This window comes from Streptococcus sp. OH4692_COT-348 (assembly GCF_003859975.1).
Lineage (GTDB): Bacteria > Bacillota > Bacilli > Lactobacillales > Streptococcaceae > Streptococcus.
Genome location: NZ_RQZB01000001.1, coordinates 1 through 24,893, shown reverse-complemented (window position 1 = coordinate 24,893; position 24,893 = coordinate 1). Strand labels below are relative to the sequence as shown.

At 39.9% G+C, this 24,893-nt stretch carries 18 protein-coding genes; 15 read left to right on the top strand and 3 right to left on the bottom strand.

Annotation, left to right across the window (positions count from 1 at the left end):
• Positions 1-31 precede the first annotated feature (31 nt).
• On the bottom strand, positions 32-1,000 hold the full coding sequence (locus EII37_RS00090) for an NAD(P)/FAD-dependent oxidoreductase (protein ID WP_124787174.1): 969 nt from the start codon (positions 998-1,000) through the stop codon (positions 32-34).
• A gap of 138 nt (positions 1,001-1,138) precedes the next feature.
• Between EII37_RS00090 and cdaA the strand changes: the two genes are divergently transcribed.
• The 8 genes from cdaA to EII37_RS00050 all read left to right on the top strand — a co-directional run bounded on the left by cdaA (position 1,139) and on the right by EII37_RS00050 (position 9,433).
• Positions 1,139-1,996 carry a diadenylate cyclase CdaA gene (gene cdaA / locus EII37_RS00085; protein ID WP_124787173.1) on the top strand — a complete coding sequence of 286 codons (858 nt, stop codon included), beginning with the start codon at positions 1,139-1,141 and terminating at the stop codon, positions 1,994-1,996.
• Positions 1,983-2,762: a YbbR-like domain-containing protein gene (locus EII37_RS00080; protein WP_124787172.1), complete on the top strand. Its 780-nt coding sequence runs from the start codon at positions 1,983-1,985 to the stop codon at positions 2,760-2,762. The genes cdaA and EII37_RS00080 overlap by 14 nt, the downstream gene beginning before the upstream one ends.
• A 25-nt stretch (positions 2,763-2,787) precedes the next feature.
• Positions 2,788-4,140: a phosphoglucosamine mutase gene (glmM, locus tag EII37_RS00075; RefSeq protein WP_061864392.1), complete on the top strand. Its 1,353-nt coding sequence runs from the start codon at positions 2,788-2,790 to the stop codon at positions 4,138-4,140.
• Between the two features lie 73 nt (positions 4,141-4,213).
• On the top strand, positions 4,214-4,588 hold the full coding sequence (locus EII37_RS00070) for a DUF1149 family protein (RefSeq protein WP_124787171.1): 375 nt from the start codon (positions 4,214-4,216) through the stop codon (positions 4,586-4,588).
• A 1-nt stretch (position 4,589) separates the two neighbouring features.
• Positions 4,590-5,438, top strand: a complete 849-nt coding sequence (locus tag EII37_RS00065; protein ID WP_124787170.1) for a DegV family protein — start codon at positions 4,590-4,592, stop codon at positions 5,436-5,438.
• A gap of 163 nt (positions 5,439-5,601) precedes the next feature.
• Complete coding sequence (gene dapB, locus EII37_RS00060) at positions 5,602-6,369, top strand: 4-hydroxy-tetrahydrodipicolinate reductase (RefSeq protein WP_124787169.1); 768 nt, start codon at positions 5,602-5,604, stop codon at positions 6,367-6,369.
• Positions 6,366-7,565, top strand: a complete 1,200-nt coding sequence (locus EII37_RS00055) for a CCA tRNA nucleotidyltransferase (protein ID WP_124787168.1) — start codon at positions 6,366-6,368, stop codon at positions 7,563-7,565. The genes dapB and EII37_RS00055 overlap by 4 nt, the downstream gene beginning before the upstream one ends.
• Complete coding sequence (locus EII37_RS00050; RefSeq protein ID WP_124787167.1) at positions 7,562-9,433, top strand: ABC-F family ATP-binding cassette domain-containing protein; 1,872 nt, start codon at positions 7,562-7,564, stop codon at positions 9,431-9,433. The genes EII37_RS00055 and EII37_RS00050 overlap by 4 nt, the downstream gene beginning before the upstream one ends.
• A 36-nt stretch (positions 9,434-9,469) precedes the next feature.
• Here the strand turns inward: EII37_RS00050 and mntE are convergent, their stop codons facing one another.
• Positions 9,470-10,654 carry a CDF family manganese efflux transporter MntE gene (gene mntE, locus EII37_RS00045; RefSeq protein WP_124787166.1) on the bottom strand — a complete coding sequence of 395 codons (1,185 nt, stop codon included), beginning with the start codon at positions 10,652-10,654 and terminating at the stop codon, positions 9,470-9,472.
• 191 nt (positions 10,655-10,845) lie between these two features.
• Here mntE and EII37_RS00040 point away from each other — a divergent pair, with 191 nt between their 5' ends.
• The 6 genes from EII37_RS00040 to yaaA all read left to right on the top strand — a co-directional run bounded on the left by EII37_RS00040 (position 10,846) and on the right by yaaA (position 19,745).
• Positions 10,846-11,913 (top strand): glycosyltransferase, encoded by a 1,068-nt coding sequence (locus tag EII37_RS00040; RefSeq protein WP_124787165.1) that lies wholly within the window; start codon positions 10,846-10,848, stop codon positions 11,911-11,913.
• A gap of 215 nt (positions 11,914-12,128) precedes the next feature.
• Positions 12,129-13,742 carry a DUF6020 family protein gene (locus EII37_RS00035; RefSeq protein WP_124787164.1) on the top strand — a complete coding sequence of 538 codons (1,614 nt, stop codon included), beginning with the start codon at positions 12,129-12,131 and terminating at the stop codon, positions 13,740-13,742.
• A 258-nt stretch (positions 13,743-14,000) separates the two neighbouring features.
• Positions 14,001-16,697 (top strand): cation-translocating P-type ATPase, encoded by a 2,697-nt coding sequence (locus tag EII37_RS00030; RefSeq protein ID WP_124787163.1) that lies wholly within the window; start codon positions 14,001-14,003, stop codon positions 16,695-16,697.
• A gap of 114 nt (positions 16,698-16,811) precedes the next feature.
• Complete coding sequence (locus tag EII37_RS00025; protein ID WP_124787162.1) at positions 16,812-17,222, top strand: peptide deformylase; 411 nt, start codon at positions 16,812-16,814, stop codon at positions 17,220-17,222.
• Positions 17,223-17,233: 11 nt separating this feature from the next.
• Positions 17,234-18,829, top strand: a complete 1,596-nt coding sequence (locus tag EII37_RS00020) for a hypothetical protein (RefSeq protein WP_124787161.1) — start codon at positions 17,234-17,236, stop codon at positions 18,827-18,829.
• A gap of 187 nt (positions 18,830-19,016) precedes the next feature.
• Positions 19,017-19,745, top strand: coding sequence for a peroxide stress protein YaaA (gene yaaA / locus EII37_RS00015; RefSeq protein ID WP_124787160.1), 729 nt, complete (start codon positions 19,017-19,019; stop codon positions 19,743-19,745).
• A 50-nt stretch (positions 19,746-19,795) separates the two neighbouring features.
• Here yaaA and EII37_RS00010 read toward each other — a convergent pair whose 3' ends face one another.
• The gene (locus tag EII37_RS00010) at positions 19,796-21,280 is read right to left on the bottom strand and encodes a M protein trans-acting positive regulator PRD domain-containing protein (protein WP_124787159.1); all 1,485 of its coding nucleotides are present in this window, start codon (positions 21,278-21,280) and stop codon (positions 19,796-19,798) included.
• A 217-nt stretch (positions 21,281-21,497) separates the two neighbouring features.
• Between EII37_RS00010 and EII37_RS00005 the strand changes: the two genes are divergently transcribed.
• Positions 21,498-24,893: G5 domain-containing protein (locus tag EII37_RS00005; RefSeq protein WP_124787158.1), on the top strand; the 3,396-nt coding region annotated here is incomplete at its 3' end.

Here is a 24,893-nt window from a genome sequence, read left to right as displayed (position 1 = left end):
AACCACGAATCGTAGGACTCGTGGTTCTTTTTTATAAACTAGTTGAGTGTTTTGGTTGTACTTTTTGCTCAGGGTCAATGTAGTTGATGGCATTGTTGACAGCGGTTGGTGCTTCTCCAAGTCCTGTCGCAATCAAGTCTATCTTTCCGTCATAGTAGCAGCAGTCACCGATAGCATAGATACCTGCTTGGCTAGATTCTTGCTTGCTGTTGACGATAATCTTGTGACGGTTGAGGTCCAGACCCCAGTTTTTAAGGTTACCGACAGAAGATTTAAAACCATAGTTGACAAAGAGGTGGTCTAGGTCAATAGTTTCTGCTTCATCAGATTTGACTTTTGTGATTTCAAGTTTATCGAGCGTTTTTCCATCTCCAAGGAGTTGGCTAGGGACGAATGGTGTCTTGATGGATACAGATGATTCTTGTAAGGCTTGAACACTGTGCTCCAAGGCGCGGAAATTATCTCTGCGGTGAACAAGGGTAGTTGGCGCAATTTTTTCAAAAGCCAAAGCCCAATCCACAGCCGAGTCTCCTCCACCAAGAATCGTCACTTTCTTACCAGCATATTGCTGAATGTTGGAAACGTGGTAGTGGATATTTTCATAGCCCTCAACGCCTTCTAGTTCCAGCGGACGTGGTTTGAAGGCACCGCCACCCATAGCGATGATAACTGTTTTAGACAGGTGACTTCCTTTAGAAGTTGTGATGACAAATCCTTCCTCTTGTTTTTCAATCTCAAGAACCGTTTCATTGAGATGAATAGGGGTATCAAAGCCGTTTAGTTGTTCAATCAAGCGGTTGGCCAATTCTTCTCCAGTCAGGTTTGGGAAACCTGGAACGTCGAGGATTTCCTTTTCAGGATAGAGAATAGCAGGTTGTCCACCTAGTTGTGGAAGGGAGTCGATGATTTGGACCTTGGCTTGGCGTAGGTGGGCATAGAAGGCTGCAAAAAGTCCGACGGGACCACCACCTACAATGGTAATATCATAGAGTTGAGACATGGTTTCTCCTTTGTTTTTTCTAGTCAGTTTATTTTATCATATTTTTTCTTTAATTTAAAATGAAGTAGGATAGGGAAAAAAATGTCAGAAAAATGGTATAATAGAAAGGAACGTGTTTGGACAGAGAGGAGACAGCAGATGAACTTTCAACAATTATCCAACCTGCAATATTGGACTAGCTTGTTTTCTAGTCCTTGGAGTATTGCTATCAATCTGTTTGATATTTTGATTGTGGTCTATATTTTATATCGCTTTACAAAAGCGATAGCTGGCACCAAGATTATGATTTTGGTGCGTGGGGTCGTGATCTTTGTATTAGCCCAGGTTGTGGCCAATATCCTTGGTTTAACAACGATTTCTTGGTTGATTAATCAAATTATCACCTATGGGGTTATTGCTGCGGTTGTTATCTTCTCTCCAGAGATTCGGACTGGTTTGGAACGCTTGGGAAGGGCGACAGATTTCTTTTCTACTGCTCAAATTAGTGCAGAGGAGCAAATGATCCGTGCCTTTGTCAAGTCGGTTGAATATATGAGTCCTCGTAAGATTGGTGCTCTGGTTGCCATCCAACGAGTTCGGACCTTGCAAGAATACATTGCGACAGGGATTCCTTTGGATGCCAATATTTCAGCTGAACTCCTTATTAATATCTTTATCCCCAACACTCCTCTACATGACGGTGCTGTGATTATCAGAGAAAATCGGATTGCGGTAACTTCTGCCTATCTGCCCTTGACAGAAAGCACAGGGATTTCCAAGGAATTTGGAACCAGACACCGGGCAGCTATCGGTTTGTCAGAAGTATCCGATGCCTTGACCTTCATCGTCTCAGAGGAAACAGGTGGCATTTCTATTACTTATAACGGTGTTTTCAAGCACGACTTGACGATTGAAGAATTTGAAGCAGAGCTACGAGCAATTCTTTTGCCAGCTGTTGAGGAAAAAGTCAGTTTCAAGGACCGTTTGCTAGGAGGTTGGAAATATGAGAAAAAATAGTCTATATATCATTTCATCTCTCTTTTTTGCTTGTATCTTATTTATCTATGCAACGTCAACCAACTTTCAAAATAGCAATACCGCAAGGCAGGTCAAATCAGAAACCTACACCAATACGATAACAAATGTTCCTATCGATATTCATTATGATAATGACCAGTATTTCATTAGCGGATTTGCATCAGAGGTTTCAGTTGTGCTGACAGGAGCCAATCGTGTGACCTTGGCCAGCGAAATGCAGGAAAGTACTCGTAAGTTTAAGGTCACAGCGGATTTGACGGATGTCAGTGTTGGAACGATTGAAGTTCCCTTGAATATTGAAAATCTTCCAAATGGAATGACTGCTGTGGCAACGCCTCAAAAGATTACAGTGAAAGTTGGGAAGAAGGTTAAGAGAGATGGGATGCTTGTTGTGCCACAAGTTGACCAAAGCCAGATTGATCCCAAGTTACAAATTGATAGTGTAACCGTGTCAAATGAACGGGTTTCGGTTACGACAGATCAGGAAACATTAGCGAAGATTGACAAAGTTATTGCGCTGCTGCCTACTAGCGAACGGATTACGGGTAATTATAGTGGTTCAGTACCTTTGCAGGCTATTGATCGCAACGGGGTAGTCTTACCAGTAGTTATTACTCCGTTTGATACGACAATGAAGGTAACTACAAAACCTGTGGTATCAAGTTCAAGTGCATCTAATTCAAGTGCAAGTAGTTCGTCGGAGACGTCTTCGTCAACTAAATCAAATAGTTCAAAAACGAATTAAAAAATAGGAAAAGGATTTTATAAAAATGGGTAAATATTTTGGGACTGATGGAGTCCGTGGAGAAGCTAACGTAGAACTAACACCAGAATTGGCTTTTAAACTAGGACGTTTTGGAGGCTATGTTCTTAGCCAACATGAAACGGAAGCACCGAAAGTCTTTGTAGGACGTGACACACGTATTTCAGGGGAAATGCTAGAATCTGCTTTGGTGGCAGGTCTCCTCTCTGTAGGGATTCACGTCTACAAACTTGGTGTCCTTGCAACACCAGCAGTAGCTTACTTGGTAAAAACTGAAGGAGCCAGTGCTGGTGTCATGATTTCTGCTAGCCACAATCCAGCCCTTGATAATGGAATTAAGTTCTTTGGCGGTGATGGTTTTAAACTAGATGACGAAAAAGAAGCAGAAATTGAAGCCTTGTTAGATGCTGCAGAAGATACTCTTCCTCGTCCAAGTGCTGAAGGTTTGGGAACCTTGGTAGATTATCCAGAAGGCTTGCGTAAGTATGAGAGCTACCTTGTCTCAACTGGAACTCCTCTTGATGGAATGAAGGTTGCCTTGGATACAGCTAATGGTGCCGCTTCTACAAGTGCCCGTCAAATCTTTGCAGACCTTGGAGCTCAATTGACTGTTATAGGGGAAACACCAGATGGTCTTAACATCAACCTTAATGTTGGTTCAACCCACCCAGAAACCCTTCAAGAAGTGGTCAAAGAAAGTGGCTCAGCTATTGGTTTGGCCTTTGACGGAGACAGTGACCGCTTGATTGCTGTTGATGAAAATGGTGAGATCGTTGATGGTGACAAAATCATGTACATCATCGGGAAATACCTTTCTGAAAAAGGACAATTGGCGCAAAATACAATTGTGACAACTGTTATGTCCAACCTTGGCTTCCACAAGGCCTTGGACCGTGAAAGCATTAACAAGGCAGTCACTGCAGTTGGCGACCGCTATGTTGTGGAAGAAATGAGAAAATCAGGCTACAACCTCGGTGGTGAACAGTCTGGTCACGTCATCTTGATGGATTACAATACCACAGGTGATGGCCAATTATCTGCTGTTCAATTGACAAAAATCATGAAGGAAACTGGTAAGAGTTTGTCAGAGTTGGCAGCAGAAGTAACCATCTATCCACAAAAATTAGTCAATATCCGAGTGGAAAATGCCATGAAGGAAAAGGCTATGGAAGTGCCAGCTATCAAGGATATCATCGAGAAGATGGAAGAAGAAATGGCAGGGAATGGCCGTATCCTTGTTCGTCCAAGTGGAACAGAGCCCCTCTTGCGTGTTATGGCAGAAGCGCCTACAACAGAAGAAGTAGACTACTATGTTGATACCATCGCAGACGTAGTTCGAGCTGAAATTGGGATTGACTAAATCCTAGAAAACTAGATGAAAATAAAAAATTATGGTACAATAGCTTATAATATTGTAGCCGAGGGAGAAAGACATGAATCTTAAACGTGAACAAGAATTTGTCAGTCAGTATCATTTTGATGCGCGTAATTTTGAATGGGAAAATGAAAATGGAACTCCTGAAACTAAGGTGGATGTGAACTTCCAATTACTCCAGCATGACCAAGAAAATCAAGTGACATCTTTAGTGGTTGTCTTGAGTTTTATGATTGTCTTTGACAAATTTGTTATCAGTGGAACGATTTCCCAAGTTAACCATGTGGAAGGTCGTATTGTCAATGAACCAAGTGAGCTTAATCAAGAGGAAGTTGAAACTTTGGCTCGTCCATGTTTGAACATGCTCAACCGTTTGACTTACGAAGTAACTGAAATTGCATTAGACTTACCAGGAATCAATTTGGAGTTCTAATATGAAATTAGCTGTTATCACAGATTCCTCTGCCTATCTCAGTTCAGAGACCTTGCAAAGAGAAGATTTGTTTGTCTTGGATATTCCTGTCAATATTGATGGTGAGGAGTATGTCGAAGGCATCAATCTGACTGCTGAGGAATTTTACCAAAAAATGGCTCAGGCTTCTGAATTGCCTAAGACCAGTCAACCAAGTATTGCAAAGTTAGATGAAATCTTAACTTCGCTCAAAGAACAAGGTTATACACATGCTTTGGGGCTTTTTCTATCTTCTGGAATTTCAGGTTTTTACCAAAATATCCAGTACATGGTCGATGATTATGAGGGCTTAACCATTGCTTTCCCAGACACTTTGATTACAAGTGCTCCTCTGGGCATCATGGTTGAAAATGTCTTTAACTGGAAAGATCAAGGCGATGATTTTGCCATCATTCAGGATAAGTTAGCTATACAAATTAGTCACACATCTGCTTTCATCATGGTGGATGACTTGGACCACTTGGTGAAAGGGGGACGCCTTTCAAATGGAGCTGCGATTTTGGGCAATCTGCTAAGCATTAAGCCAATCCTTTATTTCAACGACCAAGGTGTGATTGAAGTGTACGAAAAAGTTCGTACTGAAAAGAAAGCAACCAAGCGTTTAATTGAGATTATCAAGGAAGCCACAGCTTCGGGCCAATACCGTATCATTGTCATTCACGGAAATGCTCCTGAAAAGGCTGAAGAATTGCGTCAGCACTTACTTGAATCTGGAGTAGGTACGGATATTTCACTTGCTACATTTGGTAGTGTCATTGGGACCCACCTAGGAGCAGGAAGTATTGCTCTAGGTTATATTCCAGTGATTTAGTTGGCGTTTCTAGGCTAGTTAAGAAATCTTGTATCATAGAAATTGAACACGGACTACCTGCTTCTTGAAAAAAGATGCCTGTCTTGCCTTTCGTGGAAAGTCAGCGTCATTCCCTATTTTTCATGGGCAGCTAACGTCCTTTGTATCTTAGTTAGGAGTAGAGATGAGTATTCGAGTAATTATTGCTGGTTTTAAGGGAAAGATGGGCCAAGCTGCTTGTCAGATGGTTTTGGCTGATCCAGACTTAGACTTGGTAGCAGTTTTGGATCCTTTTGAGTCTGAGTCAGAATGGCAGGGAATTCCTGTTTTCAAGGATAAGGCTGATTTAGCAGACTTTAAAGCAGATGTCTGGGTAGATTTTACAACTCCAGCTGTTGCCTATGAAAATACACGCTTTGCTCTTGAAAATGGCTTTGCTCCAGTAGTTGGAACAACAGGTTTCACGAGTGAAGAAATTGCAGAGCTAAAAGCATTTTCTCGTGCCCAAGATTTGGGTGGCTTGATCGCTCCTAACTTTGCCTTAGGTGCTGTTTTACTTATGCAATTTGCAAGGCAGGCTGCTAAATATTTCCCAAATGTGGAGATTATCGAGTTACATCATGACAAGAAAAAGGATGCTCCGAGTGGAACAGCTATTAAAACAGCTGAGTTAATGGCAGAAGTTCGAGAGTCAACCCAGCAAGGTGCTCCTGATGAAGAAGAGTTGATTGCAGGTGCCCGTGGTGCTGACTTTGATGGCATGCGGATCCATTCAGTGCGTTTGCCAGGCTTGGTAGCTCATCAGGAAGTCATCTTTGGCAATCAAGGAGAAGGATTGACACTCCGTCATGACTCCTATGATCGTAGCTCCTTCATGACAGGGGTGAATTTGGGAATTAAAGAAGTTGTCAAGCGTCATGAGCTTGTCTATGGATTAGAACACTTATTATGAGATTAACGCAAATGCCTTCTGAATTTCAGAAGGCTTTACCAGTATTAGAAAAAATTAAAGAAGCAGGATTTGAAGCCTATTTTGTTGGGGGATCTGTTCGAGATGCCCTCCTCAATCGTCCCATCCACGATGTGGATATTGCGACGTCTTCTTATCCAGAAGAAACCAAGCAGATTTTTCCGCGAACAGCCGATATCGGAATCGAGCATGGAACCGTCTTGGTTTTAGATGGGGATGAGGAGTACGAGGTGACTACTTTTCGGACAGAAGATGTCTATGTGGACTATCGTAGACCTAGTGCGGTTTCTTTTGTTCGCTCGTTAGAAGAAGACCTCAAGCGCCGTGATTTTACAGTCAATGCCTTTGCCTTGGACGAGACAGGCGAAATCATTGACTTGTTCCATGGTTTAGAAGATTTGGAAAAGCAAATTTTGCGGGCGGTTGGCGTGGCTAGTGAGCGTTTCAACGAAGATGCTTTGCGTATTATGCGTGGCTTCCGTTTTCAGGCCAGTCTTGGCTTTGAACTTGAGCCAGAAACCTTTAAAGCTATGAAGACTCTGACGCCACTTTTGGAGAAAATTTCTGTGGAGCGTACCTTCGTTGAGTTTGATAAACTCTTGCTGGCTCCGTTTTGGAGAAGGGGCTTGGCTTCCATGATTGAGAGTCAAGCTTATGACTATCTCCCTGATATGGCATCTAGCCAGGACAAGCTCAACAGACTGTTTGATTTGGAGACTGATTTTACCTTTGAATCTTCAGAGCAAGCCTGGGCGGCTCTACTATGGGCTTTGGAGATTGAAAATGCACAGTCCTTTTTGAAAGCTTGGAAGACCTCACGCCAGTTTGCCAAGCAAGTTCAGGATTTGCTGACTATTTTGGCCTTGCGTGAAAAGGGGGAATTGAGCAAGCGCGATTGTTACCGCTTTGACTTGGATTTGCTTTTACAGGCTGAAAATCTTCGTCAGGCTCAGGGAAAACCAGTCAACCCACAAGCCATCACAGGAACCTACCAGAGTCTGACCATTCATGACAAGAAAGAAATCCAAATCAACGGTGGTATTTTGATCAAGGAATATGGTTATCAGCCGGGCCCAGACTTGGGAGAGATTTTAACAGAGATTGAATATGCCATTGTCGATGGAGAATTGGAGAATGACAGTCAAGCCATCCATGATTATCTAAGGGAGAAAAAATGAGTGATTTTATTGTTGAAAAACTAAGTAAATCCGTCGGTGACAAGACCGTTTTTAAGGATATTTCCTTTATCATCCATGACTTGGATAGAATTGGTCTAATCGGTGTCAATGGAACAGGGAAGACCACCCTTTTAGATGTTCTTTCTGGTGTTTCTGGCTTTGATGGGGATGTCAGTCCCTTTTCAGCTAAGAATGATTACCAGATTGGTTACTTGACTCAAGATCCTGATTTTGATGATAGCAAGACGGTCTTGGATACGGTTCTCTCCAGCGACCTCAAGGAAATCCAGCTTATTCGTGAGTATGAGTTGATCATGCTCAACTATAGTGAGGACAAGCAAGCTCGTTTGGAACGGGTCATGGCAGAAATGGACTCTCTCCAAGCTTGGGAAATTGAGAGTCAGGTTAAGACGGTTCTTAGCAAGCTGGGTATTCAGAACTTATCTACTCCAGTTGGAGAATTGTCAGGTGGTCTGAGAAGACGGGTTCAGTTGGCGCAAGTTTTACTTGGCAATCATGACCTCTTGCTTCTGGATGAGCCAACCAACCATTTGGATATTGCGACTATTGAATGGCTGACCCTCTTTTTGAAAAATTCCAAGAAGACCGTCCTTTTTATCACCCACGATCGTTATTTCCTAGACGCTTTGTCAACACGGATTTTCGAGTTGGATCGAGCTGGATTGACCGAGTATCAAGGGAATTATCAGGACTATGTTCGCCTTAAGGCAGAACAGGATGAGCGCGATGCGGCTCTTCTTCACAAAAAAGAACAACTTTATAAGCAAGAATTAGCCTGGATGCGTAGACAACCGCAGGCGCGTGCGACCAAGCAGCAGGCTCGTATCAATCGTTTCCACAACCTGAAAAAGGAAGTTTCAGGTGGTGTTGCTGAGACAGACTTGACCATGAACTTTGAAACCAGTCGGATTGGGAAGAAAGTTATCGAGTTTCAGGATGCTTCCTTTGCCTATGAAAACAAGCCTATTTTGCAAGATTTTAATCTCTTGGTGCAGGCCAAAGATCGTATTGGAATCGTTGGGGACAACGGTGTGGGAAAATCAACCCTACTCAACCTGATTGCAGGCAATCTTAATCCGACAGCAGGACAAGTTGTGATTGGGGAAACCGTTCGTATCGCCTATTTCTCTCAACAAATTGAGGGCTTGGATGAAAGCAAGCGAGTGATCAATTACCTGCAGGAAGTGGCAGAAGAAGTCAAGACCAGCGGTGGTTCTACGACTTCCATCGCTGAGTTGCTGGAGCAATTCCTCTTCCCACGTTCAACGCATGGAACCTTGATTGAGAAGTTGTCTGGCGGCGAGAAAAAACGTCTTTATCTCCTCAAATTGCTCTTGGAAAAACCAAATGTTCTTCTCTTGGACGAGCCAACCAATGATCTGGATATTGCAACCTTGACAGTTTTGGAGAATTTCTTGCAAGGATTTGCGGGTCCTGTTTTGACAGTTAGCCATGACCGCTATTTCTTGGATAAGGTAGCGACTAAGATTCTGGCTTTTGAAGATGGCAAGATTCGTCCTTTCTTTGGTCATTACACGGACTATCTTGATGAAAAAGCCTTTGAAGCAGATATGGCCAATCAAGTGCAAAAGTCCGAAAAGGAGAAAGTCGTCAAAGTCAGAGAAGACAAGAAACGCATGACCTACCAAGAAAAGCAGGAGTGGGCAAGTATTGAAGGTGATATTGAAGCCTTGGAAAATCGTATCGCTGCTATTGAAGAGGAGATGCAGGCCAACGGCTCTGACTTTGGTAAGCTGGCTACTCTCCAAAAAGAATTGGATGAGAAAAACGAAGCACTCCTTGAAAAATACGAACGCTATGAATACCTAAGTGAATTTGATGGCTAGAAGAATAGAAAAATCCCGTCTCATGACAGGATTTCTCTATTCTTTTTTAGTTTCTTGATGAAAGATATTTTGCCAAGTTTCGTGGCGGCGCCAGATACTGGTGTGGATGATACCATCTAACTCATAGCTGATGAGTTTTGTTTTCTGACTGATGGAAGTGATCTGAATATCCTTGATAGCGGAATTCAAGTCTTTTTCGGCTTTATAAGCTTCTTTGTCCATCTGCTCTCCATCCTGACGAATATAGACAAAATCATCAGCCAAGAGTTCTTCCAATTGATTTCCTTGGTCAATCAATTGTTCACGCATGAGCAATTTTTTATAGACATTGTCTAAAATCTCATCCTCAGGGATAGGTGCGGGTTCGATATGGACATCGGTATCAAAAATACCAAAACGTTCCTCCAGCATAGACTCGACCTGATCCGCAATCTCATGGCTTTCAAAAACAGACAGGTCGGGGTTCATCTCCAGCGTGATATCCAGGTAAATATTGCTACCGTAAGTGCGACCTCTTTGCGACTTGACCTTGCTGATTTTGGGAATTTCCATAATGGCCTTTTGATAGTCCTCAAGCAGACGGTCGTCAAAGCCATCAGAAAGGCTAAAGGAAGACTCGATAAAGATATCATAGGCAGTCTTCAAGATAAAGAAAGTGATGATAATGGCAACCAGTTTATCCACAATGGGATAATTGAAACTACTAGCTAGGATGGCAATAGTAGTACCAAGTGAGGTAATAGCATCAGAAAGATTGTCCTTTGCTGCGGCCTTGAGTGCTTTGGAGTTGGATTTCTTACTGAGGCGAGTATTGTAGAGATAAACTAGAAACATAATCGCTGCAGAAATGATTCCTAGGGTTGCACCCAGAGGGTCAATGACCGTTTCTTCATGACTGAGAATTTTTTGAATGGTATCCCGAAGTACATCGAAACCGACATAAAACATGATGATGGAAGTGATTAAGCTTGCCAAATCCTCAATCTTCCAGTGGCCAAAACGGTGGTCACGGTCTGCAGGCTGGCGCGCCATCCGTATCCCTATCAAGAGGGCAACATTTCCAATGATGTCCGAGACGTTGTTAAAACCATCAGCCACCAAACTGGATGAATGAAGGAGGTGACCAGTTGCTAATTTTGCTGCTGATAAGAGCAGATAGGTCGAAATACTGATAATAGCACCACGCTCAGCTAACTTGAGATTTGAAATAGATTGCTTCATTCAACTTCCTTTCTAGTCACATAGCATTCTACCATTATACTGGTTTTTAAGGGGAAATTCAAATAAGACGGATAAAACTAAGAAAATACAAAGCAGAAAATACTTTTTTTTTTTAGGAAATATGATAGACTGATATCTGGAAGTTTATGCTTTTTTATACAAAAATATTAGCAGATACCAAAGGAGATTATATGAAAACATTGATTGTTATTCCTGCTCTAAATCCTCCACTTGATTTAATTAAATACATAGAAAAATTAAGACTATCTGGGTTAGAAAATATTTTAATTGTAGACGATGGAAGTAGGCCTGAATTTAAAAATATTTTTGAAAACCTAAGAGATGAACAGGGATGTCAAATATTAACTCATGCAAAAAATTTAGGAAAAGGACGTGCCTTAAAAAATGCCTTTAACTATTTTCTGACAATGCCAAATGTAGAAGAATATAACGGGATTGTCACTGCTGATTCGGATGGACAACATAGGGTTGAAGATGTCTTATCTATGGTAGAGATAATTTCTAATTATCCTGATTCGCTAATTTTAGGTTGTCGTGATTTTGATTCTGAAAATGTACCGCCAAAAAGTAAATTTGGGAATAAGCTTACAAAATTAGTATTTAAATTGCTTTATGGTCGAAAAATTACAGATACTCAGACTGGACTTAGAGGCTTTCCAAAGGCAATTCTGCATGATATGTTAGAAATTTCAGGTGAACGGTTTGAGTATGAAACTAAAATGTTAATACATACATTTGATAAATCGATTCCAATAAAAGAAATAACTATCGAAACCATTTACTTTGATGGTAATGCTGAAACTCATTTCAATCCTATTAAAGATTCATTGAGAATTTACAAAGTAATCTTTGCTTCATTCTTTAAATATTTGTTATCATCTCTTTCATCCTTTTTAGTTGATATTGGGTTGTTTCAGTTGTTTCTTTGGATTTCTCTATCTGTAGGGATTCATAGGGGAGCACTATTGATTTTATTATCGACTATTTTAGCAAGAATAATCTCATCTTATTTTAATTTTACAATGAATAAGAATTTTGTCTTTGATGGTGAAAAAAGAATTCATAAAACGATTGTTAAATACTATAGCTTGGCTGTTTTCCAAATGTTATTATCTGCAGCAATGGTGACAGTCATTTGGAATATGTTTTCTGGTTCTGAAACAGCCATTAAAATAGTAGTAGATACAATTTTATTTCTTGCTAGTTATCAAGTTCAAAGAAGGTGGGTGTTTAGATAGTGATAAATAAGTTGAACTTTAGTGTTGTAAAGAGTATTATCTTATCTTACTATTTTACACTTTTGTTAACATTAGACAAAAAAATAGTTGTTAATAGTTATATAACGTTTTTAAGAGTATTTCAAACAGAAACATTGATTACAGCAACAATATTCTTATCAGTTTTATATTTCATAAATAAAAATAAGTTATCTTCTTTAACTAAGAGAGAATCTATGATTATAAAAGTATTTTCGTCAATTTTAGCATTTATTTTTGTAATCGGAGAAGATATAACACACACACAAGCATTATTTAGGGGGAGTTTGAACCGATATTCTTTTATATTGTTTTTTATTCTTTTGATAGGATATTATCTTATCTTTAAGTATTTTTTACATTTAGTTTGGGATAAATACAATGTTCATGTAAAAAAATTCGATATTGAGTTGAATACATTTAGGCTTAAGATAGATAGGCGAAAATATTTCAGTCTATTAACTCCATTTCTTTTGGTTAGAATACTAGCATTTATACTGTTGTATCCAGGTGTTACAACGTATGATAGTATGGTAATAATAGGTGAAGGTCTAGGGATTTATCCATTGACAAATTCCCACCCATATTTATTTACCTATACTGTAAGTCTATTTACAAAATTTGGTATAAAATTTTTAGGAGGGGTTGGTGTTGGAGTAGCGATTTTCAATTTTCTTACTCTAGTAATAACAACTTTAATTTATGTATATGTATTATATAGAATTTTTGAACTAAGTAATAATAAATGGTTGAACAGATGTTTATATTTATTCTATCTTTTGTTTCCAAATTTTATAATAGTTAGTTTTACGATGTATAAAGATGTATATATGGTAAATGCACTAATGTTGTTTTTTCTATGTATTATATATATTCTTTATCAACCAGCTAAATTTTTTGAGAATAAGAATTTCTTATTTATGTTTATTATCTCCTTTTTTGGGATATATATGATGCATAGAAAGGCTGTTATTTATATAATTGTTGGGATTCTTATACTATTTATTTTTAACAAACGCTACTACAAGAAAATTTTGTTCTATTCTTTAGTATCAATAAGCTTTACTTTGATAATAAATTTTATTGCAAGTTCCTTAATTCAGCCACAAGAATCAAGAAAGAGGTATGATTATTTAGCACCTAGATTTCAACAACTTGCTGCTGCTGTATACTATCATCCAGATTCATTTTCTAGTGAAGAATTAGCTTTTTATGATTCTACATTAGGTCTAGAAAATAACAAGAAATTTGTTTATTATAAAGCTGATCCAATTAAAGATAGTATGAAAAATGAACAATTTGAGGGAAGAGAGCACGAATTTTTTAAATTATGGTTTAAGGGTTATCTTACTCATCCAAAGACTTATATAGATGCATTATTAAATTTGTCTGTTTCATATTGGTATCCATATAATTTTTCAGATTTGACGTATATGGGAAATTATTATCAGGTTATGTATGAAGATAGTAGCAATGTTTATGGAAATACAACTTCACTTGATGATGGATGGAAGAATCAAACAAAGTTTAAGAAGCTACAAGAATTCTATTGGAATATACATAAGACGATTTCTTATTTACCAGTTTTTTCTATATTTTACAGTGCAGGGTTATATACAATCTTATTGTTAATTATTTTGATGATTTCATTATTGAGGAGAGATTATAAGATTTTAGGTTTAATAATTATATGTGTTTCAATAATACTAACGTGCATTTATTCTCCAATTGTAAATTATTTTAGATATTCGTATGTATTCATGGCTATAATCCCTTTGTTACTTCCCTTCCTTTTTTTAAAGAGGCGATAGGAGCTTCCGATATGTTGAGTAGTTAAATATTCTTGAATTTTCTTCAAAATTTGGTATAATAGTACTACTCAAGGGAGTAGCTGGCAGAAACCTGTGATAGTGTCGTCATTCCGAATTTTATACTGAAAAGTATGCTTTCCGGCACTATCTTAAACAGCGAGACTTGTTATGATTAACAGGTCTCTTTTTGTTTGTCGCGAAAAGATGCGATGAGGGAAAAGAGAGTCTGTTTTGCACACAATGTCAAGGAGGAGACACATGTCAAAAGAACAAAAACGCCAAGCGTTTTATACTCAGAGTCCTGAAGAGGTCTTGAAGGCTGTGGATGCGACCGAGCAAGGTTTGTCATCAAGTGAGGCGGAAAAGCGCCTTGCAGAATTTGGCCACAATGAACTCGAAGAAGGTGAGAAACGATCAATTCTGGTCAAATTTATCGAGCAATTTAAGGATTTGATGATTATCATCCTAGTTGCAGCAGCAATCTTGTCAGTCGTGACTTCTGGTGGGGAAGATATCGCAGATGCCATTATCATCCTAGCTGTGGTTATCATCAACGCTGCCTTTGGTGTTTACCAAGAAGGGAAAGCAGAAGAAGCTATCGAAGCCCTCAAATCCATGTCTAGTCCAGCTGCTCGCGTTCTTCGTGATGGTCATATGGCTGAGATTGATTCTAAAGAATTGGTACCAGGTGATATTGTTGCCCTTGAAGCTGGTGATGTGGTACCAGCAGACTTACGTTTGCTAGAAGCCAATTCTCTTAAAATTGAAGAAGCAGCTCTTACAGGTGAGTCTGTGCCAGTCGAAAAAGACTTGACAGTTGAACTTGCTGCAGATGCAGGTATTGGTGACCGTGTCAATATGGCCTTCCAAAACTCAAATGTAACCTATGGTCGTGGTCTTGGTGTTGTTGTCAATACAGGTATGTACACGGAAGTTGGTCATATAGCAGGTATGCTTCAAGATGCGGATGAGACGGATACACCCCTCAAACAAAACTTGAACAACCTTTCTAAGGTCTTGACCTATGCTATCTTGGTCATTGCTCTTGTTACTTTTGTAGTTGGTGTTTTCATTCAAGGCAAAAATCCACTCGGTGAGTTGATGACCTCTGTTGCCCTTGCCGTTGCAGCCATTCCAGAAGGGCTACCAGCTATCGTAACTATCGTTCTTGCCCTTGGTACTCAAGTTTTAGCTAAACGTAACTCTATCGTTCGTAAGTTGCCAGCAGTAGAAACGCTTGGTTCAACTGAAATCATCGCTTCTGATAAGACTGGTACGCTGACTATGAACAAGATGACAGTCGAGAAAGTCTTCTACGATGCAGTCCTACATGACTCAGCTGACGACATTGAACTGGGTCTTGAAATGCCCCTTCTTCGTTCAGTTATCTTGGCTAATGATACGAAAATCGATGTGGAAGGCAATCTAATTGGTGACCCAACCGAAACAGCCTTCATCCAATATGCCTTGGACAAGGGCTACGATGTCAAAGGTTTCTTAGAGAAATATCCACGTGTGGCTGAGTTACCATTTGACTCTGACCGTAAGCTCATGTCAACGGTTCACCCATTGCCAGATGGTCGTTTCCTTGTAGCGGTCAAGGGTGCGCCAGACCAACTTTTGAAACGTTGTGTTCTTCGTGATAAGGCTGGGGATATTGCTCCCATTGATGAGAAGGTTACAAACCTCATTCAGACAAACAACTCTGAAATGGCCCACCAAGCCTTGCGTGTCCTTGCAGGAGCTTATAAGATTATCGATAGCATTCCAGAAAATCTCACTTCTGAAGAACTTGAAAATGATTTAATCTTCACTGGTTTGATTGGGATGATTGACCCGGAACGTCCTGAAGCTGCTGAGGCTGTTCGTGTAGCCAAGGAAGCTGGAATCCGTCCAATCATGATTACAGGTGACCACCAAGACACTGCAGAAGCGATTGCCAAACGTTTGGGAATCATTGACGCAAACGATACAGAAGGCCACGTTTTGACAGGTGCTGAACTCAACGAACTGTCAGATGAAGACTTTGAAAAAGTAGTTGGTCAATACTCTGTTTATGCCCGTGTGTCTCCAGAACACAAGGTTCGTATTGTCAAGGCTTGGCAAAAACAAGGTAAGGTCGTTGCCATGACAGGTGACGGTGTCAATGATGCGCCAGCTTTGAAAACAGCCGATATCGGTATTGGTATGGGAATCACTGGTACAGAGGTCTCTAAGGGAGCATCTGACATGATTCTTGCAGATGATAACTTTGCGACTATCATTGTTGCAGTGGAGGAAGGACGTAAGGTCTTCTCAAACATTCAAAAGACTATTCAGTACTTACTTTCTGCCAATACTGCTGAAGTATTAACCATCTTCCTATCAACCTTGTTTGGTTGGGATGTCTTGCAGCCAGTTCATCTTTTGTGGATCAACTTGGTAACCGATACTTTCCCAGCTATCGCTCTAGGTGTTGAGCCAGCTGAGCCTGGTGTCATGAACCATAAACCACGTGGACGCAAGGCAAGCTTCTTCTCAGGTGGTGTTTTCAGTTCTATCATTTATCAAGGTGTACTCCAAGCAGCTATTGTTATGAGTGTTTATGGTCTTGCAATTGCTTACCCAGTTCATGTGGGTGATAATCATGCCATTCACGCAGATGCCCTAACTATGGCCTTTGCAACCCTTGGTTTGATTCAGCTCTTCCATGCCTATAATGTCAAGTCTGTTTACCAATCCATCTTGACAGTTGGTCCATTCAAGTCTAAGACCTTCAACTGGTCCATCTTGGTATCCTTCATCCTTCTCATGGCAACAATCGTCGTAGAACCGCTTGAAGGAATCTTCCACGTAACCAAACTAGACTTGTCTCAATGGGGAATTGTTATGGTTGGAAGCTTCTCAATGATTATTATTGTCGAAATTGTCAAGTTTGTTCAACGTAAACTTGGTTTTGATAAGAATGCGATATAAAAAAAAGTCATCTTCGGATGGCTTTTTGCTACAGTTAAGGGAAAGGGCTTGCAGTTATCGGCTTTTGTGCTATAATTGCTATAATATAGTAAAAAGTAAGAGGAGTGTGAGGAAGTGGAAAAGAAAATTGTAAAGGATATCTTGTTTTTATCTCAGGTGTCTCAACCTGCAAGTCAGGAAGACCTGTATCTTGCCAGAGATTTGCAGGATACACTCTTAACAAATCGTGAGACCTGTGTTGGTCTGGCTGCCAATATGATTGGGGTGCAGAAGCGCGTGATTATCTTTAATCTTGGTTTTGTTCCTGTGGTCATGTTTAATCCAGTTCTCCTGTCCTTTGAAGGACCTTATGAGACAGAAGAAGGCTGTTTGTCCTTGGTAGGTGTGAGACCAACTAAGCGTTATGAAACTATAACTGTTTCCTATCGTGACAGCAAGTGGCAGGAACAGACCATGACCTTGACAGGCTTTCCAGCTCAGATTTGCCAGCATGAACTGGATCATTTGGAAGGACGAATCATTTAGGAGGAAAGCAAATGAAACGAATAGTCTTCGAACTTATTTTTATCGCAACGACCTGGTATATCTTTTTACCACCTCTTAACCTGACCAGCTGGGAATTTCTCTTTTTTCTCTGTGGGCATTTGCTGCTTGTGGCAATCTTATTTGGCTTTGGCAAGGGGATAAACCTGGTCAAAACGGTTCATGTGCGCCACGGCAAGGCGGAAGCTGCCTTAAATCTTGAGGGTTTCAAAATCAATCGGTTAGGGAAAATTCTTTTTGCTTCTATTGGAGGAATTCTTCTCTTGGCTGGTTTAGTTTCCTTGGTGACTTCTAGTATTTTTCAGGCTAAAAATTATGCTAATGTAGTCACGGTTACGGAAAAAGAGTTTACTGAATTTCCTAAGACTGATACCAGTAAGGTTCCTATTCTAGATAGAAGTACTGCTGAAAAAATTGGCGACCGCTACTTGGGTTCCCTAACGGATAAGGTATCGCAGTACGTGGCGGCAGATACCTATACTCAATTGACGATTGATGGGAAACCTTATCGAGTGACGCCGCTAGAATATGCAGACCCTATCAAATGGTTTAACAATCAGGCCAAGGGAATCGGTGAGTATATTAAGGTGGACATGGTAACTGGGAATGCGGATTTGGTGGACTTGAAGACACCAATCAAGTATTCGGACTCGGAGTATTTTAACCGTGATGTCAAACGCCACCTGCGCTTGAAGTACCCAACCAAAATCTTCAAAACTCCATCCTTCGAGGTGGACGATGAGGGCAATCCTTTCTATGTGGCAACTGTTTACCAAAAGCAATTTGGGCTTGCGGTTCCTCGTCCTGTTTCAGTCATTATCTTGGATGCCACAAATGGAGAAACCAAGGAATACAGCTTGTCAGATGTTCCAGAATGGGTGGACAGGGTCTATCCAGCTGAGGAAACCATCGAGCAAATCAACTACAATGGTAAGTATAAGGACGGTTTCTGGAATGCTATGATTTCCAAGAAAAACGTGACCCAGACTACCAAGGGCTATAATTACTTGTCTATCGGGAATGACATCTACCTCTACACAGGTGTGACGTCGGCTAATGCGGATGAAAGTAATCTTGGTTTCATTCTTGAAAATATGCGAACAGGAGAAATCACTAAGTATAGCTTGGCTTCTGCGACAGAAGAATCAGCCCGTGAATCAGCAGAAGGTGCTGTTCAGGAGAAATCCTACAAGGTAACCTTCCCGATCCTCATCAACATCAATGACAAGCCTCTCTACATCATGGGCTTGAAGGACAATGCGGGCTTGGTCAAAGAGTATGCCCTGGTAGACGCAGTCGAGTACCAAAATGTTATAGTAACAACGACAGTGGAAGAACTGCTCAGCAAGTACGCCAACAAAAACGATCTTGAAATTGATAATGAAACCACAGAAAGTATCAATGGTGTGGTAGCAGACCTCAAATCAGCTGTTATCAAGGGCGACACCATCTACTTCTTTAAAGTTGATGGCAAGATTTACAAGGTTAAGGCCTCAGTATCAGATGACCTCCCTTACCTCGAAAATGGTAAAACCTTCGAAGGTCAAGTAGGAAAAGACAACTATCTCAAGACCTTTAAAGTGCAGTAAGGGAAGAGGCTGGGCAAAAACTCAATTTCAGGAAAAAATGAAGTAAATTATTCCACAATAAAACGCATAGTATCAAGATTTTTCAACACCTGATATTATGCGTTTTTTTCTGAGGTTTAAGACTTTTCCCAGTCTCTTTTCAGATGAATTTCTTGGTAGTGGCAAAAAAATATGCTACACTATTAATATGAAAATTTTAATCCCAACAGCAAAAGAAATGAACACAGATTTGCCAAGTATTGAAGTCGCTCCTTTAAAACCAGAAAGTCAGGCCGTGCTTGATGTCTTGGCCCTCTATTCTGCTAGTGATTTGGAGAGTTTTTACAAGGTTTCAGCTGAGAAGGCAGCGGAGGAATTTCAAAATATCCAAGCTTTGAAAAGGCAAACTGCTCAACACTACCCAGCCTTGAATCTATTTGATGGGCTGATGTACCGCTACATCAAGCGAGATAAATTGACCGAGGCAGAACAAGCCTATCTTGAAAATCATGTCTTTATTACATCAGCTTTGTATGGTGTTGTGCCAGCCTTGTCACCTATGGCACCTCACCGTTTGGATTTTTTGATGAAGTTAAAAGTCGCTGGTAAGACTTTGAAGAGCCATTGGAAGGTAGCCTATGATGAGGCTATGAATGGTGAAGACCTAATTTTCTCCCTCTTGTCGTCAGAGTTTGAGACTGTATTTTCTAAGGAAATTAGAGAAAAAATGGTGACCTTCAAATTCATGGAGGACAAGGGTGGCCAGCTGAAGATTCACTCAACTATCTCCAAGAAAGCGCGTGGTGCCTTCCTGACGTCTCTGATAGAAAATCAAGTGCAGACGGTGGAGGAAGCTCGTCGCTTAAGCTTTGCAGGATTTGTTTACAGAGAAGACCTGTCACAGACACAGGAATTGGTTTTTGTAAAGGAAGTATAGAAAATAGATAAAAGAAAAAGTCAGCACGATCATGCTGACTTTTTTCTAGCTTATAAAGTATTGGATATATGAATCTCATTTGATAAAGTATTAAGATGATTGACCAAATCCATGATTGAAAGATGGTTTTGGCAAATAAACTTCTTGGTGATGCCAGGAATATAGAAATTAGACACGATGATATCATAATCTGTCTGATTTAAAATCTCAGGACTTGTTTGTAATTCATCCCAAATATCGAAGGTGAAGCGGTTATTACAGTAATAGGAAAGCATATCAACAAAGGTAAGAGATATAGCATGGTCAAAGTTACTAATAATCAAAACCTTGATAGGTGGTCGATTTTCTAACAACTGAGTAGAGAGGTTTTCAGCATGGGTTAAGATGGTGTACATCAAGTGTTCCAACTGTTCAGGATGGTCATGCTGTCCAATTGCCTGACGATACTGAGCCAGTTCTTGACGTGCACTTTCCATAAAGTCTGGGAAGTAAACTTCGAATTTTTTAATCGTCAATGCTTTTTGTTCAAATAAGATTGGAGTAGAAAAGATTTCCTGTCTTTCAAAGAAAGCAGTGTTGTGTAAATGCCAAATCAGCTCATCGTAGTTAGTAAAGGTAATCTTATATTGTTTTGATAGGCGTTCTAATATTTGACTAAGTAATTGGTAAGAGTATCTTGCTTCACTATTCTCTTCTAAAGAGTTGAAGAATTCTTGAGGATCTAAGAAAAGATTGTTTTGAATAAAGGATATAAAAATTTGTGCGATGATATCTGGAGTGATTTCTAGTCCCAATTTCTCAGAGAAATGGACAAGTAACTCCTCAAAGTTTGGAATATTCATCAACAGAGGATAGTATTCATCATAGAAATGATTTGGTAAGTCGATAAAATGACCATTTTTGATGCGGTAAATACTGATAGCTATCATCAGTTTGTACATTCTATAAATTGAAAATCGCATCGGATAATTCGTGATCTTATAGAAGAAGTCAGCAAATTCTGTTAGCTCCTCTTCAGGAAGGTCAGGAAAAGGCCAGTCTAGGAAATAATAGCGCTCAGAGAAGTATTGGGCAAAAAAGTAACGAATATCGATCTCATTTCCACGTATCTCGGATGGAGTAAAAGATAATTCAATTTTAAACTGAGATGAAAGAACCTTTGTAATATTTCTGCCCAATCGATAGAGGTTAGCATTACTAGAGTGAAGATTTTCTATTGTTCGATAAATAGGTAGCCCCTCATTGAAGAACATATACTCTAGTAATTGAAAAGATTGAGAATGAGCAAGAAAATATTGATAAATATCTTCTACACTAGTGTTAACTTCTAAATCTATCATGATTCCGTTAACAGAAGATTGGATATCAATAGTTGGAAAAGCAGCACGTAATTCATTTAAATCACTTTTTAGGATTCGTTCTGTACATCCTAATTGTTCGGCAAGTGTATGTAATCTTAACCAATTACGATTCTGAATTAAGATTTCCATTAAGCGTAATTGTCTTTGATCTTTTGTGGATAAAAGGTTGCGCATATAGGTAATTTCCTCCTTAATTTATTATATCATTTTTTTGTCTAAAAAGTACAAAAAAATTAGAGCAAGAAAATTGTCGCTAGTAATCAGAAAAATTAGAATAATATAAGTGGCTCTTAGGTGCAAAAATAGAATATATTAATTGCTCAGAAAATATTGATTTATATATTAAATAGTTGTAGAGTTAGAATTATAAAATACTATTTAGGAGTTCAAAATGAAACATTCACATAAGAAATCATTTGACTGGTATAGCATGCAACAACGATACTCTATTCGTAAGTATCACTTTGGTGCGGCTAGTGTCTTGCTCGGGACAGCCTTAGTCTTGGGAACTGTTGCCAATACGCAATCAGTAAAAGCAGAGGAACAACATCCTGAGGCAACTAATAGTGTTTCTGTTGATAAGGTAGAAGAAACTACTAAACCAGCAGAAGTTTCTACACCTAAAAAAGAAACAACTTATGCAGCTCCAATTGTTGCGAATCCAGTAGAAACGACTCCAGCTAAAACTGAAGAAGCTACTAGACCAGCAGAAAAAGTTGAAGAAGCAAAAGATAAAAAAGAAGAAGTAACGCATCAAGATGCTGTTGACAAGTCAAAATTGTTAACGGCTCTTTCGCGTGCTAAAAAATTAGAAAGCAAGTTATATACAGAAGCAAGTGCTACTAACTTGCAAGCAAGTATCCAAGCTGGTCAAAGCTTGCTTGGGAAAGCAGATGCGACTGAAGCTGAAGTATCAGCAGCAGAGTCATCTATCCAATCGGCTATTATTGGTCTAGAACTTCGTTCTAACTCTGATAAAGGAACTGTATCAGAAACTCCTGTAGTGAAGAAAGCAGATGCAGTTGAAGCAAAAGAGGAAACTAAACCAGCCACAAGAACGACTGACCGTTCAGCTGTTGATAGTAGCGTTTTAGCAACTAATGCACCTGCTAAAGTAGAAACAACTTCAGTTCCAGCATCTACTAATGAAATCTTGAAACCAGGTTTGAGCCTTTCTGATGCTCGCCAAAATCCAGCTATCCGTAAAGAAGACTTGGATAAAGGGCATAGTGGCTTTAGAGCTTCTAGCAATCCAGCCAACCCAATCGTCTCAGGTTCTGGCAACACAGTTGCGTTTTCAGACATCAGTCAAGCTGGTCGTAGTTATAGTTTCCGCGGCTACGGGAACTCACGTGGTGGGAATTCAATCCATTACGATGTAACAACAGTACGTCAAGGTAATAGATTGAATTTCACAATTGAATATTCTGGTCCAGGTGAATTTGTTAATAATAACTTTATCTTGGACAAAGGGGATGGATTTGGAAATCCTTCCAATGCAACTATCACAACACCAAGATTGAGAGAACAATCAAAACCTATTAGCCAGGGTGCCAACTACGTATCTCACTCAGGATACAGTATGACTTCTGCTACTTCAACAAGTGAGAGACAAACAATCAGATTTAGTTTGCCTATCATTAATCCAAATGGTGACTTGTCTGTACGTTTGAAACCAGTTACTTTTAACGTAAACCAAGGTGGAGGTAGTGCAGCAACAAGTAATGACCCGTATAGTAACTCTAACTATTATTATAGAGCAACCCCACTATACTTGGATGCAAACCCTTATGGCGGTACTAATAACAAGACTGTTTCAGAAGATATTGACTTCCAAACTGTCTATCTTCCAACTAGTAAGTTACCAGAAGGTCAAACTAGATTAGTTCGAGAAGGTGAAAAAGGACAACGTCAAATTACCTATAAAGTCCATCGATTTGGTAACGAAACACTTTTAGGATTGCCAATTAGTAATTCTGTTACTAAAGAAGCCAAGCCACGTATTATGCAAATTGGTGTGGCTAAAGAGCTAATCGATACAGTAAAACCACGTGTTGATCAAAATAAAGTTGGTGATACAAATAACCTCACTTTCTATCTTGATAACGATGGCAACGGTGTTTATACTGAAGGTGTAGACGAACTTGTTCAAAAAATTGCTATTAAAGATGGAGCCAAAGGTGAAAAAGGAGACCAAGGTGAACGCGGTTTAACTGGAGCTAAAGGTGAAAAAGGAGACCGAGGCGAACGTGGTCTCACTGGAGCTAAAGGTGAAAAAGGAGACCAAGGCGAACGCGGTTTAACTGGAGCTAAAGGTGAAAAAGGAGACCAAGGTGAACGCGGTCTAACTGGAGCTAAAGGTGAAAAAGGAGACCGAGGCGAACGTGGACTCACTGGAGCTAAAGGTGAAAAAGGAGACCAAGGCGAACGCGGTCTAACTGGAGCTAAAGGTGAAAAAGGGGACCAAGGCGAGCGCGGTTTAACTGGAGCTAAAGGTGAAAAAGGAGACCGAGGCGAACGTGGTCTAACTGGAGCTAAAGGTGAAAAAGGTGACCAAGGTCAGGCAGGTCGTGACGGTGTAACTCCAACCGTAACCGTTAAAGATAATAAAGATGACGGCACTCATACTATCACTATTAACGACGGTAGAGGTAATGTTACAAGTACTGTTGTAAGAGATGGTTTCGATGGAGCAAGTCCATTAGTTGCGACTCAACGAAATGACGCAGATAAAACAACGACCGTTATCTTCTATTATGACCAAAATGATAACAACGAATTTGATGCAGGCGATACAAAACTAAAAGAAGTTGTCATTGCAGATGGAGCCAAAGGTGAAAAAGGTGACAAGGGTGCAACTCCTAAAGTGACAACTGCTCGTGGAGCAGATGGTCATAGTACTGACATTACATTTACAGTTCCTGGAGAAGAGCCTGTAACAGTTAACATTAAAGATGGTAAAGATGGACGTACACCAACTATTGACTTAAATGCATTGGTGGAAGCAGTTAGAAGAGGTGTTGGATCAACTTCTAATTCACAACCTTCTGGAACATCAAGAAGTGCAAGAAATAGAAGAGCATTACCAGATGAAGATAGAAGTGCAACTGAGTCATCAGAAACAGTACAACCATCAACTACAGGTTCAACAGCATCACAACCAACATCAACTCAACCTAAACCATCAGGTGAATATGCGGGAACCGAAATAAAAGCATATTATGATAATAATCATAATGGTGTATTTGATGAAGGTGATGAGTTGATATCAAGTACTGTTATTCCTCCTGCTCCAAAAGGAGAGAATGGTAATGATGGTAAAGATGCTATAAGAGGAGCTGAATTATTAAGTGGAATTATAGCTCCAAGGCCAGAAGATGGTAAAGATGGTGATACATACATTGATGCTACAACAGGAGATGTGTATAAAAAGAGAGATGGAGCTTGGGGGAAAATCGGTAATATTAGAGGGCCTCAAGGAGAAGGACCTAAAGGTGACAAGGGTGAAAACGGAAAAGACGGCTTCACACCAGAAGTAACCGTTACAGATAACAATAACGGCACACACACCATCACCATCACCCAACCAGACAACAAACCATCCCTAACAACCATCGTTAAAAACGGTGAAGATGGACAAACACCAAAAGTCAAAGCAGAACGAGATGAAGCGAAGAAACAAACTACATTAACCTTCTACATTGACAAAGATGGCGACGGAAACTACACAGAAGGAACAGACACACTAGTTCAAACAACAGTAGTTAAAGATGGACAAGATGGAGCA

Excerpts from the sequence above, each read along its gene's own strand:
- EII37_RS00030 (WP_124787163.1), top strand. The coding sequence starts at position 14,001 with ATGTCAAAAGAACAAAAACGCCAAGCGTTTTATACTCAGAGTCCTGAA.
- EII37_RS00020 (WP_124787161.1), top strand. The coding sequence starts at position 17,234 with ATGAAACGAATAGTCTTCGAACTTATTTTTATCGCAACGACCTGGTAT.
- EII37_RS00050 (WP_124787167.1), top strand. The coding sequence starts at position 7,562 with ATGAGTGATTTTATTGTTGAAAAACTAAGTAAATCCGTCGGTGACAAG.
- EII37_RS00080 (WP_124787172.1), top strand. The coding sequence starts at position 1,983 with ATGAGAAAAAATAGTCTATATATCATTTCATCTCTCTTTTTTGCTTGT.
- EII37_RS00065 (WP_124787170.1), top strand. The coding sequence starts at position 4,590 with ATGAAATTAGCTGTTATCACAGATTCCTCTGCCTATCTCAGTTCAGAG.
- EII37_RS00035 (WP_124787164.1), top strand. The coding sequence starts at position 12,129 with ATGATTATAAAAGTATTTTCGTCAATTTTAGCATTTATTTTTGTAATC.
- dapB (WP_124787169.1), top strand. The coding sequence starts at position 5,602 with ATGAGTATTCGAGTAATTATTGCTGGTTTTAAGGGAAAGATGGGCCAA.
- mntE (WP_124787166.1), bottom strand. The coding sequence starts at position 10,654 with ATGAAGCAATCTATTTCAAATCTCAAGTTAGCTGAGCGTGGTGCTATT.
- EII37_RS00090 (WP_124787174.1), bottom strand. The coding sequence starts at position 1,000 with ATGTCTCAACTCTATGATATTACCATTGTAGGTGGTGGTCCCGTCGGA.
- EII37_RS00070 (WP_124787171.1), top strand. The coding sequence starts at position 4,214 with ATGAATCTTAAACGTGAACAAGAATTTGTCAGTCAGTATCATTTTGAT.
- glmM (WP_061864392.1), top strand. The coding sequence starts at position 2,788 with ATGGGTAAATATTTTGGGACTGATGGAGTCCGTGGAGAAGCTAACGTA.
- cdaA (WP_124787173.1), top strand. The coding sequence starts at position 1,139 with ATGAACTTTCAACAATTATCCAACCTGCAATATTGGACTAGCTTGTTT.
- EII37_RS00010 (WP_124787159.1), bottom strand. The coding sequence starts at position 21,280 with ATGCGCAACCTTTTATCCACAAAAGATCAAAGACAATTACGCTTAATG.
- yaaA (WP_124787160.1), top strand. The coding sequence starts at position 19,017 with ATGAAAATTTTAATCCCAACAGCAAAAGAAATGAACACAGATTTGCCA.
- EII37_RS00055 (WP_124787168.1), top strand. The coding sequence starts at position 6,366 with ATGAGATTAACGCAAATGCCTTCTGAATTTCAGAAGGCTTTACCAGTA.
- EII37_RS00040 (WP_124787165.1), top strand. The coding sequence starts at position 10,846 with ATGAAAACATTGATTGTTATTCCTGCTCTAAATCCTCCACTTGATTTA.